Below are 12,721 nucleotides of genomic sequence, written 5' to 3'. Positions count from 1 at the left end.
GGATGGGGGTGACCTATTGGCTCTGACTGGCTAACTGGTGTCCCGGACGACCGGTGCACCGGCCAAGGTGAAGGTCGGGCCGCCGTCAAATGCCAGGGGGTCGATTCAGCCGCCAAGTCCCCTTCGCCAAGGCGCCAGCCCATTCCGCGCTCAAGCCGCCAGGTCGTCAGTAAGATTTTTCCAACGCCGTGGAATCGTCGTGGGCATGCCTGATCCGACGAACTCTCCACCAGATCAACAGCATCACGACGGGTACCAGTACCGACATCACCGGTGTGGCAACATCGTAAATGAATGGAATTCCCTTCAGGAAATAGCCTGAAAGACTCACGACGTAATATGAAATTGCTGCCACAGACAGGCCTTCAACCGTTTGCTGAAGACGCAATTGTAGCTTGACCCGGTTGTTCATCGACGCCAGCAAGTCCCGATTCTGGCGTTCCAGTTCGACATCGACCCAGGAGCGCAGCAGTGAGATGTTTCGGGTCAGTTCGTCGGAGAGCTTGGCCTGGCGCTCTTTAACCGAAAGGCAGGTTCGCATCGCAGGCGCAATACGACGCTGAAGAAAATCCTGCCAGGTGAAGTATCCGGACACACCCTCTTCCAATAGCGCTGCCAACCTCTCTTCAACGATCTCGTAGTAAGCCCGGCTGGCGCCAAATCGATAGAGATTCGCAGCAACGCAGGCCTCCAGTTTTGCCGCCAGACTGGTCAATTCTGACAGTAGAAGGTGATTGTCACGCCGTGCTTCAGAGCTCGTCGACATCTCATCAGTCATCATCGCCAGTTGTGACTCCATGCGTCGCAGCTCCGTCGTCATTGACCTGGTCAGCGGCAACGACAACAAGGCCAAGGTCCGATAGGTCTCGATCTCCAGAAGGCGTTGCGCCAGCGCCCCCGCTCGTGCGGGTTTTAAATCACGCGCAAGGATCAGGATGTGCGTCAGGCCGTCTTCATCCTGTCGGAAATCGGTGAGGATGGCAGCGTCCCCACCTTCTACCAGCGAGTAACAAAGGCTGGAAGGATCGAAGCGATCTACCTCCTTCTCAGTATCTGAATTCCATGGAAGAAAGGTCAGGCGCACGCCCGATACCACCGGGCCGGGAGGGATGAATCCATGCTTGAACGGATTCTCGCCGCATGGTTCTCCGGTTTCGGGATCAAGCTCAGCACACCACAGATACGTGGAATACTCCGAGTGCTTTTCGCAATGCAGTCCTCCGTCTTCCCAGGTCAAGCCATGAAATGCGGTAGATTGGTCAGGCTCAGCCACGCGGAGACGACCAGACAACTCATTCACCGCCAACTTATCCTTAGTCAGATCTCCTCCCGTCATGAAAGCGAACTGCAACATCTGCCTCGGGGCCTGAATCATGAGGTGTGGGCGTGCATGCACTTCGTTCACGGCCGCCGCCCTATCGGCATAGGCCGGCATTCCATACACGGTGTCGGTTGAGGCCGGCTGACCGTTCGGATTGTGGGTCGACTCGGTCATAATGACCTCAGGTTGGCGGGTTAGGAAAATACTGAGTGGGGTTATTATAGCACTATAGCCCACTACGCGAAGGTAAACCCTGGGCACCTTTGCTTCCTTCTCCCAGCGGATTTCACTTCGATCATCGTCGTAGACGAAGCGCAGGCTATCACCTTCCTCTATGTCGCCCCGCAACACGGCACTCGCAAGGCGCGTCTCGATCAGGGATCGGATCTGGCGACGAAGTTCGCGCGCACCGAACTCTGGCCGGTAGCCGACATCCGCCAAATGGTCGATGAGCGAGTCGTCAAACTCTACCGTCAAGCCCTGTCCGTGCGCGAGACGCTTCACGCGCTCGAGCTGCAGGCCTACGATGTCACGGATCTGTTTGCGGTCGAGCGCGTGGAACACGATGATCTCATCAATGCGGTTGATGAACTCCGGGCGGAGATAGCGACGAAGCACGTTCAACAGCTCCGACTTCAATTCCGCGTCGTCCTTGCGCTTGTCCTCCTCTCTGGGCTTAGATAGCTAAGAGTACTTAAGGAATGCGCCTTACCGTAATCTCAGGTGAGCTTCGCTTTTACATGTATGCGCGTTTAATATTCTTGGCACCTTGAACTCCGAACAGAAAACAAGGTACCTATTGAGACACCCAACCGGCCAAGAGAATTGTCGTCAACTGGTCATCCTAATTGTCGCCGAACATCCCCCCGGCAATCGAGGGGGGCTGCGTAGGGCCGTGTGGCCCTACGCAGCGTGACCTGATTGAGTCAAGGCCGGGTTGTCATGCAGGCAGTTTGGCTGCAAGCAGTTCGACCTTCTCGATATTGGGCGGAGAACTGAGCAAGGTCTCGGCGTTGGCCATCAAGGCCGCGGCGATCTGGCCGTTCAGATGTGCCTGGCGACCTGCCTCATCGGCAAAGGCATCGAACACACCGAACGTCGAAGGGCCAAACTTCAATGCAAACCAGGCAGTGGTGCCGGATTCGGCGTTGGCGAGCGGCAGTGCGCTGGCCAGGAAGTCGGCAAGCGCAGCCTCCTGGCCGGGTTTGGCTTCGAGGCGAACAAACAGGGCGAGCTTGGTCATATTGTAATCCTTTGGGTAAATGGTTTAGGTGAAAGCACCGACGAGCCTGCAGTCTAAGTCTTCATGACAACCATTTATATAGACAAAAATGACAACTTTGATATCATTATTGCCATGAAACTTCATATCCTTGTTTGTGATGGCGTGTTTGATCTGGGGCTTGCGGCGCTCACTGACACAGTGGGCTTGGCCAATGCGATGTCGAGCTCGCTGCCACAGGCTCCCGCGCACATAGAGCTCACGCTGGTGGGCGTGCGGCGTCGCATCCTAACGGCGCAGGGCTTGACGGTCCCCGTGGTCACTGCGCGTGGTGTGCCGGAACCAGACGTCGTGCTCGTGCCCGCGTTTGGTGACAAGATGCCTGACACGCTCTCGGCTCGGCTCACACGCCCCGACGTGCCCGATGCGGTCGCCGCGCTACAGCTGTGGTCCACCGCTGGCGCGCACCTTGGTGCCGCCTGCTCCGGTAGTTTCTTACTTGCAGAGAGTGGCCTGCTTGATGGGCATCGTGCGACGACGTCATGGTGGCTGGGGCCGATGTTTCGGCAGCGCTATCCGAACGTCACGTTGGACGAGTCACGCATGATCGTGAACTCGACACGCTTCACTACCGCGGGTGCCGCTTTGGCCCACGTTGACTTGGCCTTGCACATCATCCGGGGGCGCAGTCCGGCGCTGGCGGCCCTGGTGGCACGCTATCTGCTGGTCGAGGCACGCAGTTCGCAAGCCGAGTTCGTGATTCCCGACCACCTTGCGCATGCCGACCCAATGGTGGAGCGCTTCGAGAGCTGGGCCAGACGTCGGCTCGCGCAGGGGTTCTCGCTGGCGGAGGCGGCCAGCGCCGCGGGCACAAGCGAGCGCACCTTGGCGCGGCGGCTGCAAAGCGTTTTGGGCAAGACACCACTGTCGTATTTCCAGGACCTGCGCGTGGAGCATGCCGTCCATCTCTTGCGCACCGGAAACGCCAGCGTCGACCAGGTCGCCACACAGGTCGGGTATTCGGATGGGGCGACCCTGCGGGCCCTGCTGCGCCGCAAGCTGGGCCGGGGTGTCAGGGAGTTGCGACGCGGCGGATGACCAGAGGCGTTTGGTATATGTACGGCTGGAGACCGCCGCGAAACTGACGCAGGCCAAACGGCGCATTTGGACCTGATAAAACTACTGCGCCACGTTATTTGAACTGGTTTGCTAGGGTCTGTTGCCATTTCGCGCTAACCCATTGATCTATAAGAGCAAGCCCGTATCGTTGAAGCTCTGACCCAACATCGATACGAGCTTGCAATGCCCCGATTACTGCTCAGCGATGAGCATTGGTCGAAGCTGCGGGAAATTCTGCTGCACAAGGCCATCTACAACAAGCGTGATCTACGAATGACCGTGGAGGGCATGCTGTACCGCATGCGCACGGGATGTCGCTGGAGAGACCTGCCCAAGGCGTTTGGCTACTGGAATAAGGTCTACAAACGCTTCAATGCAGGCCGCAGCGGTACAAGAGGATTCACCGAAAGAATTGTTTGCCATGTTCTTATCTTGTAGTTCATCCGCTCAGGACGGAACTTCCTGAGTTCGGATGCCGCGGCGGCTGGCTTCGAGCGCTGCGGTGACAGAGCGGGCGTCGTAGCTGCCGCGCAGGCGGCGACCCTCGACGAAGAACGTCGGCGTGGCGTGCGCACCGCTGGCGACCGCGCTGACGAGGTCACGCTCGACACGCTCTATCACTGCGGGGCTGTCGAGATCCGCGATGAACCGATCGATGTCAAGACCCAGCTCGGCGGCGTAGCCGATCAAGTCCTCTCGCTCCAGCGCATGCTGACGGGTGAACACGAAGTCCAGCCACGGCCAGAACATCCCCTGGTTCGATGCCGCCTCGGACGCCCGCGCGGCGATCGGCCCGTGGGGGTGGTGCGGCAACTGGCGCACCACATACCGCAGGTCGTCCCCGAAGTGGGCGCGCAGATCGTCCCACGAACCGGTGGCGTGTGCACAGTACGCGCACTCGAAGTCAACGTACTCCACGAGCGTGAGCTGGGCGTCCTCCGGACCGCGGATGTGATCGACCTCCGGATCGACTGGTGGCTCAAGTACCATCGGCAAATCGGCAGTCTCCTCCCCCCACTTGAGAGCGGCGACCTTGAATATGAGCCACCCCAGCAACGTGGCGAGTAACATCGACACGAGCACCCCGACCGTCGCCTGGCGGCCCAGGTCAGAGGTCGTACCGAACGCGAGCCCGATGATGAGCAGCGACACGGTGAAACCGATCCCGGACAGCGCCGCACCACCGAACACGCTCCCCATCCCGACGCCCACCGGCAGGCGCCCCAGTCCGAGGCGGACTGCGGCTAGAGTGATGAGCCCGATGCCTAGGAGCTTACCGAGCACGAGTCCCGAGATGACGCCCCAGGTCACGGGCGAGCCGAAGGCCTCAGCGAGCAACCCGCCACGCAGATCCACCCCGGCGTTCGCCAAGGCGAACACCGGCACGATCAGCAGTGCCGCCGGCAGCCGCAGGAACTCGTGCAGCCGCTCGTTCACAGAGATACCGCGGGATAGTCCGCGGTCCACCGCGTGGGCCGATGGGGCACTCGGAGACTGCCAGAAGTCACGGAACAGTTGTCTTGCCGCGACGACTTTGTGACGCTGCGTCGCGTAGGCGGGGATCAGGAGCCCCGCAGCCATCCCGGCCAGGGAGGCATGGATGCCGGAGTACACGGTCGCGAACCACAGCACGATCACGATCAACACATACGGCGTCGCCCGCCACTGCCGGGTGCGCCCCAACAACCACAATCCAACGAGGCTGGCGAGGGCGATAAGCAACGGGACGATCCGGATCTCCTCGCTATAGACGATGCCGATGATGGACACTGCGAGGAAGTCATCGACCACGGTCAGGGTGAGCAGGAACACGCGCAACTGACCCGATAGCCGCGGGCCGACGATCGCCAAGGTGCCCAGCATGAACGCCGTATCGGTGCCGACCACCGCACCCCACCCGTGCAGGCCCTCACTTCCGGCTAGTTTCACGATCAGGACATACACCAGCGCGGGAAGCACGACACCCGTGACCCCCGCGATCAGGGCGAGGCGGGCACGGCTGCGGTCCCGGAGCGATCCGTGGGCGAACTCCTGACGCACCTCCAGGCCGATCAGGAAGAAGAAGACGACCATCAGGCCGTCGTTGATCCAGTGATGCAGATCCATGTGTAGGCGCAGTGGCCCGAAGTTGAACCCGACGTCTAGGTGCCACAACTCGAAATAGGCGTTGGATAGCGGCGAGTTCGCCCACACGAGCGCCACAACCGTGACGATCACCAGCAGCGCCGCAGCGCCAGACTCCGTGCGTAGATAGTGGGCAACGCGTCTGCGTCTGATATGCGCCGAGGATTCACCGAAAGAAGAGGCTGGCATGTGCTTATCCTGTAGTTTGTGAGATCACGATGGGCCGGTTTCGGATGGACCGATCAGGCGTCCGCCTCTGGCGGCGTCTCATCATCGAGCGAACGCAGCCAAGCGAGTCTTTCTCCCAGCCTGCGCTCAACACCTCTGTCCGTTGGCTGATACCAACCCGGCCGCGCCACGCCCTCGGGAAAATAGGTTTGCCCAGCGGCTTAAAAAGCTAGAAATGGTGTCCACTTAAATCAGGTGGACACCATCGCCTTTGGCGTCGGGGCCAGGAAGGTGTGTTGGCCGGACGGATACACAGAATCGGCCAAAAGCGGTCATCAGGGCTGGCTTGAATCGGGGCCGAAGGATTACGCTCTCAGCCCCATAATTGCTGGTCAGACAGTTACCACGATCTTGCCGATCTGCTGATTGGCTTCAAGGAAACGATGGGCATCCTGGATGTCGCTAAGTGCGAATGTCTTTGCGATGATCGGGCGCAACGCGCCGGACTTCAACCCTTGCAGAATAAAAGCCTTCGCTCTCTCCAGGGCTTCAGGGTCGGCCACAATCTCTGCGTAGAGATAACCCTTCAAAGTCAGGCTTTTGCCCAGCACGGTAAACAGTGGAAATGGTGTCGGTTCAGAGCTGAGTGCGCCGTACACCAGCAAAATTCCGCCCCGCGCCATGCTCTGCGTGAGAGGTTCGAAGGACGGCCCGCCTACAGGATCAAATACAACGCGAGCGCCTTGACCGGCAGTTATCGTCATAACACGCTCGACGATATCCTCTTCATCGCTGACGATGACATGCGCAGCGCCTGCATCAAGCAGGGCTTGCTTCTTCGCGTGAGTTCGAGTGATCGCAATCGATGTGGCGCCGACCATTCGAGCTATTTGGAAGGCGGCCAAGCCAACACTGCTTGACGCGGCGGTAACGATGACAAAATCGCCCTGCCGTAGCTTCGCCTGTTCAATCAATGCTCCCCAGGCGGTGACGTACTGCATCCAAGACGCCGCAGCCTCTTCAAAGGACAAGTTCTCAGGGCTCTTTACCACCAGGTGGGCTGGTACATTGGCCAACTCGCCGTAGGTGCCCCAGCGAGCAATATCCAAAGGTGGGATCAGAGCGACCGAGTCACCAATAGTGATCTCGGTTACGTCGCTCCCAACTGCCGTTACGATGCCTGCGGCCTCGTAGCCTAAGCGGCTGGGGAACTGCGCTTCTTGTAGGTATGCGTGATTGCGGAACATCACTTCGGCTCGGTTCAAGCCAATAGCTTTAACACTAATCTGCACCTCGTTTGCTGCTGGTGCCGATACTTCCAGATCCTCCAGCTTCAGAACGCTGGCGTCACCGTATTCATGAATTCTGACAATGCGTGCCATATAGATACCTCGTTTATCAATGGGCCTCGACGTACATCCGGAAAGTATCCGGGCACTCGAAAGGTAACAAAAATTTAGTCATTGGTTGGCGCTAAATAATGGCCTACGACGGCGTATTACTTGGCGGCTGTCAAAGTATGAAGACCTGTAGCCATGGCGCACCCTCCTGATGAGGGCTGAAGAATGCACCATGACTTCCTGGGTCTGCATACCTAGATTCTTTCTTTCAGCGCCTTGAGGAAGGCATCGATATTCTCATCGTGGCGCTTGTAGTAGGTCCAAGGGCCGATCCGCTGCGATGTCACCAATTGCGCTCGCTGTAGAGCTGCGAGATAAAGCGATGTCGTTGACTGAGAGAGGCCCGTGCGCTCTTGGATGATACTGACGCACACGCCTACCGTTTCTGGATCGACCTCCTGCCCGGGAAAGGCTGTCCTGGGCTCCTTGAGCCAATTGAGGATGGTAAGGCGCATCGGGTTCGCTAATGCTTTCAGGGCTTCGTTGACGTCAATAGTCATGAATTTTTTATACCTACTCTTTTCCGCTATCTGGATATCTTCCTGATTTACGCAGCAAATTGGAAGGCTTCACCATGATCTCCGCGCCTGCCCTTCGCAGTGATGGGCAGGCTTGGAGTGGAATCCTATTGCCCTGTCAGGTAGGACTATCGGGCACCTGCGCGCCGAATTGCGGGACGATATGTTTGCCAAGTTCCTCGATAACCTCTGCTGCGGGGCGTTTACCATACTTGAGGTTCAGGATGACGTGATCTACACCGATTTCCTGAAGTGCATCCAGCAAGGCCAGAAGGTAGTTACGTCCCAGCCGGAATCCTAGATGGATAGGCGAGGGTGGTGTGGATGGGTGTTCATCCAGGTCGATATACAGCGATTGCAAGAACGGCTTGTAGATAGTGCCACATTGTTTAGCCGTTTCCTGTCGCCAATCTTCCACGATGAGTCGCTGCATTTTTGGCGGACGTGGATAGTTGATCCATCCATGGCTTTCACGGGCGATCCAATCGAGCGACTGGCGGCTATGTCCGGTTACGAATAGCGGTATTTCCCGAGTCGTAGGTTTGGGGACGAGATCGGCCCCCAGTAACTCGCCGTGACTCCAGCGAATGGGCTCGAAGTGTGTTCGATGGGCTTGGCGTATCACATTGAAGTTTTCTTGAAAGGTCTCGCCACGCTTTTCTGGATCAACGCTGAATGCGGGAAACTCCACGGGACGATCGCCAGAGGCTACTCCCAGGAGCAAACGACCTCCGCTCAACTGATCAATGCTCGCTGCGGCCTTTGCCGTGTGCAAGGGATTACGCAACGTAAGGGCGATGGAGGCGGTGCCTAGTGCGATTTTTGTTGTATGGGCTGCGATGTAGCCCAGATACACCCAAGGGTCGAAAACCTGGCCGACATCGCCGAAGCTTGGGTCCCTGAGTGGGACGTCGCGAAACCAGAGCGCCGAAAAACCTAGTGCCTCTGCACGTTTGGACAGCGCGACCTGATCCAGCATGCTCGGTGTATCACCCTGGAAAGCCTCCAGGGGAAAGAACAGCCCAAGGCTTAGATGCCCCTGCCTGAAGGTCCGTTTGAATCCCCTATGCTCTTGGTAGGGAGTCGTGCTCGGTTGGTACATGCTTAACTTCCTCGGTCAGCAAACGCTGAGCCACGCCCCTGAGTTATGGGGCGTGGCTCTGAGCGCTTAGGGTGTGTAAGTAGGATAGTCGGTGTAGCCCTTATCGGTACCGCCGTACATGCTGCTTGGATCAACTGGGTTAAGCGGCCAGTTGTTGGCGATACGCGCGGGCAGGTCGGGGTTCGCAATGAAGGGGCGGCCAAAAGCGATCAGGTCGCCCCAGCCAGCTTTTATCACGCGATTTGCTCGTTCAGCGGTGTACCTGCCGGCATAGATAATCTTGCCGCTGAAGGTCTTACGAACAGCTTCCCGGAACGTCTCAGGCAGCTCGGGTGCGTTTTCCCAATCGGCTTCGGCGAGCGACAGGTAGGCTATGCCCACTTCCTCGAGGATCTTCACTGCCTCGATGTAGGTTTGATGAGGATCTTCTTCGACCAGACCAAGGTAGACGCGCTCTTCGTCTGTGGTCGCGAACAGCGGGGCGAAGCGAACGCCCACGCGCTCCTTGCCGACCACACCAGCAACGGCGAGGGTGATTTCGCGCAGGAAACGAAGACGATTCTGCAGCGAACCGCCATATTCATCATCACGCTGGTTGGTATGGGCCGAAATGAACTGGTTTACCAGGTACCCGTTCGCGCAGTGAAGCTCCACCCCGTCAAAACCTGCTTCCAGAGCATTTCGGGCTGCTTGGGCGTAGAGCTCAACCAGTTCCTTTACCTCCTCGGTGGACAGGGTTCGTGGGGTCGAAGGGTCGGCCAGTGTACCCGTGCCGGGGCCAGTTTCGATGAACACCTTGACGTTGTCCGCGCGGATGGCTGATGGCGCGACGGGTGCTTCACCACCGGGTTGCAGCGATGTGTGCGACACGCGGCCCACATGCCAAAGTTGAGCAAAGATCACCCCTCCTTCGGCGTGAACAGCGTCGGTGACCTTACGCCAGCCTTGTATCTGTTCCGGGCTATGAATGCCGGGTGTCCAGGCATAACCCTGTCCTCGGGGCTCAATCTGTGTGCCCTCGGTCACCATGAAGCCAGCACCGCTGCGCTGACGGTAATAGGTGGCCATCAGGTCGTTCGCAATATTGCCGGGTTGGGAGCTGCGCGAACGCGTCAGTGGCGGCAGAACGATACGGTTCTTGAGGGTGTATGGGCCCAGCTGAGTGGTTTTAAAAAGTTCTGAGTGTGTCATTTTGCTTACCTGCATATCTAAAATATTCGATGTCGTAGGTCGAAAAACATGGATCAACGAGCTCTGAAGAGCCTAGCGGTGCTTCGTTGAGGCTGACGTAGATATTCTTCTTCTGGCTGTAGGCTTCCAGCATTGACTTGTGAGTTTCCCGTCCTGGGCCAGATTTCTTATCGCCACCAAAGGGGCATGGGCTGAGGTCTCATGGTAGGTATCGCTGGAATCTTTCATGGGGGTACCACCTGAGGTTTCTAGTGCGGGTTACGAGTCAAGGCTATTCGCAATATCTATATATGTCAATATGTCGCTATTATTTCCGGCACGTATGCATATTTTCACGCCCTTGCAGCTCACTTCTGGATCAGCTGGGAACGCGCCGTGCTTCGCACCAGGGTTGTCTATGAGTCTCAGGCTATTCCCCCAGGCCCTGGGGAAATAGCCTGGGGTTTGAGAAAGCCTGCTTAAGGTGGTCGTACACCAATCGCACCCGCTTCGATACAGGACCCTGCTGCGGGCGGTATATGAACAGATCCCATGGTGCTGGAGCGTGATCAGCCAAAACGGCAACCAGCTTTCCTGACCGCAGATGAGGCTCAGCCAGATAGGCAGGAATTTGGCCAAAACACATGCCTGCCAGGGTGGCTTCCAATTCCGTATCTGGATCATCACAGATAAGCGCTGGCTGCCTGGGCGCGAACGTTTGCCCGTCGGCAAATAGCCAAGGCCAAGGGCGGCCATTTTTCCGGTCGATCAGGACTGAAAGTGGCAGCTTAGCTAAGGCATCCAAAGATTCAGGTGGTGTCTTTTGGCCTATGAGAGACGGGCACGCGACAACGTAAAACGGCACGGGAGCTAAGGCACGTGCAACGTAGCGCCGGTCGCGAATAACCCCCACCCGGATACCAATATCGATATGCGCTTCAACGGCATCAGTCATCTGATCTTCCAAGCGGAGATCGAATTGCAGGTCAGGATGTGCAGCGGCCAGGGGCTGAAGAAACGGTATTAGGAAGCGCCTGCCAATAGCATGTGGCGCCGTAATCCCCACCCTACCTGACAGCTCAGGCTCCGTCCTGTGCGACCGGAATAGCGTATCGAAATGATCCAGAGCTGACCTGGCATCTTTGGCGTAATCCTGACCGAAAGCAGTGATGCTCACCTGGCGGGTATTGCGGTGGAACAGTGATTCGCCAAGCTCAGTTTCCAGGGCTTGAATGGCTCGAGTCACCCCTTGTGGGGAGATGCCTAATCGAGTTGCCGCTTCGCGGAAGCTACCTGCCTCTGCTGCTGTGCAAAAAATCCTGACCATCTCCATGCGGTTAAGCATGTTGCCCCTCCCATTTATTCCATTTTCAGGAATAGCATAATCCAATCATTTCCATTTATTGAGATCAATCATGGGTCTAAAGTTTGCGCACTGCCAGGTTAACCAACCATGGCGAAGTATAAAACCACCGATGAGGTTCTTAGCATGAGCAATAACATTTCTGGAAAAGTTGTCGTTATCACCGGTGCCAGTAGCGGCCTGGGTGAGGTTACTGCACGCCACCTTGCTGCGCTTGGCGCTCGCGTAGTGCTGGCTGCACGCCGCAAAGATAAACTCGACGCATTGGTGGCTGAGCTGACCAATGCAGGTGGTCAGGCAATCGCGTATCAGACCGATGTCACCTCTCAGGAAGAGGTCAAAACACTCATTCAAGGTGCCGTGGACACCTACGGTCGCATTGATGTACTGATCAACAATGCCGGACTGATGGCGATTGCACCGCTCAGCGATACTCGCACTGACGAGTGGGATCGCATGATCGATATTAACATCAAGGGTCTGCTGTACGGAGTCGCGGCTGCATTGCCAGTCTTCCAGAAACAAAACAGTGGTCACTTCATCAACATCGCATCGGTTGCAGGCGTGAAGGTGTTCAGCCCGGGTGGCACCGTGTACAGTGGCACCAAGTTTGCTGTGCGGGCTATCTCCGAAGGACTGCGTCACGAAGTCGGTGGCAGCATCCGCACCACGACTATCGAGCCGGGCGCCGTGGACTCCGAACTGAAATTCGGCAGCACCCACCAACAGAGCCGCGATTTCGTGGTGGATTTCTACAAGCATGCAATTCCCGCCGAATCCGTCGCGCGAGCTATCGCCTTCGCAATTGAGCAGCCTGCTGACGTGGATATTAACGAGATCGTTCTGCGCCCAACCGTGCAGGAATTCTAATGAGTTGAGGGCCTGTCTCTTCGGCGTCAGGCCCCGCTTATCTGGAGTGAAAAGCGGTGAGTGCCACATGGCCCGGAAGAAAAGAAGCAAGCGCTCGATGCAGGTGCTGAATGCCCTGCAATTCTTCAGCAGCTTGCGGCTGTTCGTGGAGCTGTCAACGGATTGATGGCAACGGTTCTGGAGAGCTATCTAAGGGAAGAGTTTCCCAGTAGCGAAATCAGGAGCGATTCGCAGAACAAGTCCATTGACGAGACCATCTCCATCGTCCGCTCCTACCTGCGGTAGAGGCGCCAGGGTACCCTCGGTGAGGGAAAACTTAGTTAGCTAGTAAAGGAAGCGACATC

The 12,721-nt window shown here is 57.5% G+C and carries 11 protein-coding genes and 1 pseudogene; 4 read left to right on the top strand and 8 right to left on the bottom strand.

Going from position 1 to position 12,721, the window contains the following annotated elements; genetic code table 11:
• Positions 1-166: 166 nt before the first annotated feature.
• Together ACWI0H_RS09040 and ACWI0H_RS09035 are read right to left on the bottom strand one after the other, a co-directional pair.
• A complete protein-coding gene (locus tag ACWI0H_RS09040) occupies positions 167-1,960 on the bottom strand; it encodes a DUF3422 family protein (RefSeq protein ID WP_485875936.1) in 1,794 nt (597 codons plus the stop codon).
• A gap of 301 nt (positions 1,961-2,261) precedes the next feature.
• Positions 2,262-2,564: a putative quinol monooxygenase gene (locus tag ACWI0H_RS09035; RefSeq protein ID WP_475372294.1), complete on the bottom strand. Its 303-nt coding sequence runs from the start codon at positions 2,562-2,564 to the stop codon at positions 2,262-2,264.
• Positions 2,565-2,627: 63 nt separating this feature from the next.
• Here ACWI0H_RS09035 and ACWI0H_RS09030 point away from each other — a divergent pair, with 63 nt between their 5' ends.
• Both ACWI0H_RS09030 and ACWI0H_RS09025 read left to right on the top strand, forming a co-directional pair.
• Positions 2,628-3,641 (top strand): GlxA family transcriptional regulator, encoded by a 1,014-nt coding sequence (locus tag ACWI0H_RS09030; protein ID WP_101146944.1) that lies wholly within the window; start codon positions 2,628-2,630, stop codon positions 3,639-3,641.
• Positions 3,642-3,845: 204 nt separating this feature from the next.
• Positions 3,846-4,040 (top strand): annotated as a pseudogene (locus ACWI0H_RS09025) (transposase); the annotation flags it as partial.
• A 69-nt stretch (positions 4,041-4,109) separates the two neighbouring features.
• On the opposite strand, the gene nhaA reads toward ACWI0H_RS09025, so the two are convergent.
• The 6 genes from nhaA to ACWI0H_RS08995 all read right to left on the bottom strand — a co-directional run bounded on the left by nhaA (position 4,110) and on the right by ACWI0H_RS08995 (position 11,489).
• Positions 4,110-5,975: a Na+/H+ antiporter NhaA gene (gene nhaA, locus ACWI0H_RS09020; RefSeq protein WP_485875935.1), complete on the bottom strand. Its 1,866-nt coding sequence runs from the start codon at positions 5,973-5,975 to the stop codon at positions 4,110-4,112.
• Positions 5,976-6,346: 371 nt separating this feature from the next.
• On the bottom strand, positions 6,347-7,336 hold the full coding sequence (locus ACWI0H_RS09015) for a zinc-dependent alcohol dehydrogenase family protein (protein WP_485875934.1): 990 nt from the start codon (positions 7,334-7,336) through the stop codon (positions 6,347-6,349).
• A gap of 212 nt (positions 7,337-7,548) precedes the next feature.
• Positions 7,549-7,854, bottom strand: coding sequence for an ArsR/SmtB family transcription factor (locus ACWI0H_RS09010; RefSeq protein ID WP_284453721.1), 306 nt, complete (start codon positions 7,852-7,854; stop codon positions 7,549-7,551).
• A gap of 136 nt (positions 7,855-7,990) precedes the next feature.
• The gene (locus ACWI0H_RS09005; RefSeq protein ID WP_485875933.1) at positions 7,991-8,974 is read right to left on the bottom strand and encodes an LLM class oxidoreductase; all 984 of its coding nucleotides are present in this window, start codon (positions 8,972-8,974) and stop codon (positions 7,991-7,993) included.
• 66 nt (positions 8,975-9,040) lie between these two features.
• Positions 9,041-10,165: an alkene reductase gene (locus ACWI0H_RS09000; protein ID WP_485875932.1), complete on the bottom strand. Its 1,125-nt coding sequence runs from the start codon at positions 10,163-10,165 to the stop codon at positions 9,041-9,043.
• A 409-nt stretch (positions 10,166-10,574) separates the two neighbouring features.
• Positions 10,575-11,489, bottom strand: a complete 915-nt coding sequence (locus ACWI0H_RS08995) for a LysR family transcriptional regulator (protein WP_101146947.1) — start codon at positions 11,487-11,489, stop codon at positions 10,575-10,577.
• Positions 11,490-11,597: 108 nt separating this feature from the next.
• On the opposite strand from ACWI0H_RS08995, the gene ACWI0H_RS08990 reads away from it, so the two are divergent.
• Positions 11,598-12,377 carry an SDR family oxidoreductase gene (locus ACWI0H_RS08990; RefSeq protein WP_232774929.1) on the top strand — a complete coding sequence of 260 codons (780 nt, stop codon included), beginning with the start codon at positions 11,598-11,600 and terminating at the stop codon, positions 12,375-12,377.
• Between the two features lie 60 nt (positions 12,378-12,437).
• Positions 12,438-12,662: a metal-sensing transcriptional repressor gene (locus tag ACWI0H_RS08985; protein ID WP_012218028.1), complete on the top strand. Its 225-nt coding sequence runs from the start codon at positions 12,438-12,440 to the stop codon at positions 12,660-12,662.
• The last annotated feature ends 59 nt before the right edge of the window (positions 12,663-12,721 follow it).

This window comes from Halomonas sp. NYA30, from assembly GCF_976980765.1.
Note: the sequence above shows the minus strand (reverse complement) of the source record. Positions and strands in the feature narration are given on the sequence as shown.

Excerpts from the sequence above, each read along its gene's own strand:
- ACWI0H_RS09035 (WP_475372294.1), bottom strand. The coding sequence starts at position 2,564 with ATGACCAAGCTCGCCCTGTTTGTTCGCCTCGAAGCCAAACCCGGCCAG.
- ACWI0H_RS09030 (WP_101146944.1), top strand. The coding sequence starts at position 2,628 with ATGACAACCATTTATATAGACAAAAATGACAACTTTGATATCATTATT.
- nhaA (WP_485875935.1), bottom strand. The coding sequence starts at position 5,975 with ATGCCAGCCTCTTCTTTCGGTGAATCCTCGGCGCATATCAGACGCAGA.
- ACWI0H_RS09015 (WP_485875934.1), bottom strand. The coding sequence starts at position 7,336 with ATGGCACGCATTGTCAGAATTCATGAATACGGTGACGCCAGCGTTCTG.
- ACWI0H_RS09010 (WP_284453721.1), bottom strand. The coding sequence starts at position 7,854 with ATGACTATTGACGTCAACGAAGCCCTGAAAGCATTAGCGAACCCGATG.
- ACWI0H_RS09005 (WP_485875933.1), bottom strand. The coding sequence starts at position 8,974 with ATGTACCAACCGAGCACGACTCCCTACCAAGAGCATAGGGGATTCAAA.
- ACWI0H_RS09000 (WP_485875932.1), bottom strand. The coding sequence starts at position 10,165 with ATGACACACTCAGAACTTTTTAAAACCACTCAGCTGGGCCCATACACC.
- ACWI0H_RS08995 (WP_101146947.1), bottom strand. The coding sequence starts at position 11,489 with ATGCTTAACCGCATGGAGATGGTCAGGATTTTTTGCACAGCAGCAGAG.
- ACWI0H_RS08990 (WP_232774929.1), top strand. The coding sequence starts at position 11,598 with ATGGCGAAGTATAAAACCACCGATGAGGTTCTTAGCATGAGCAATAAC.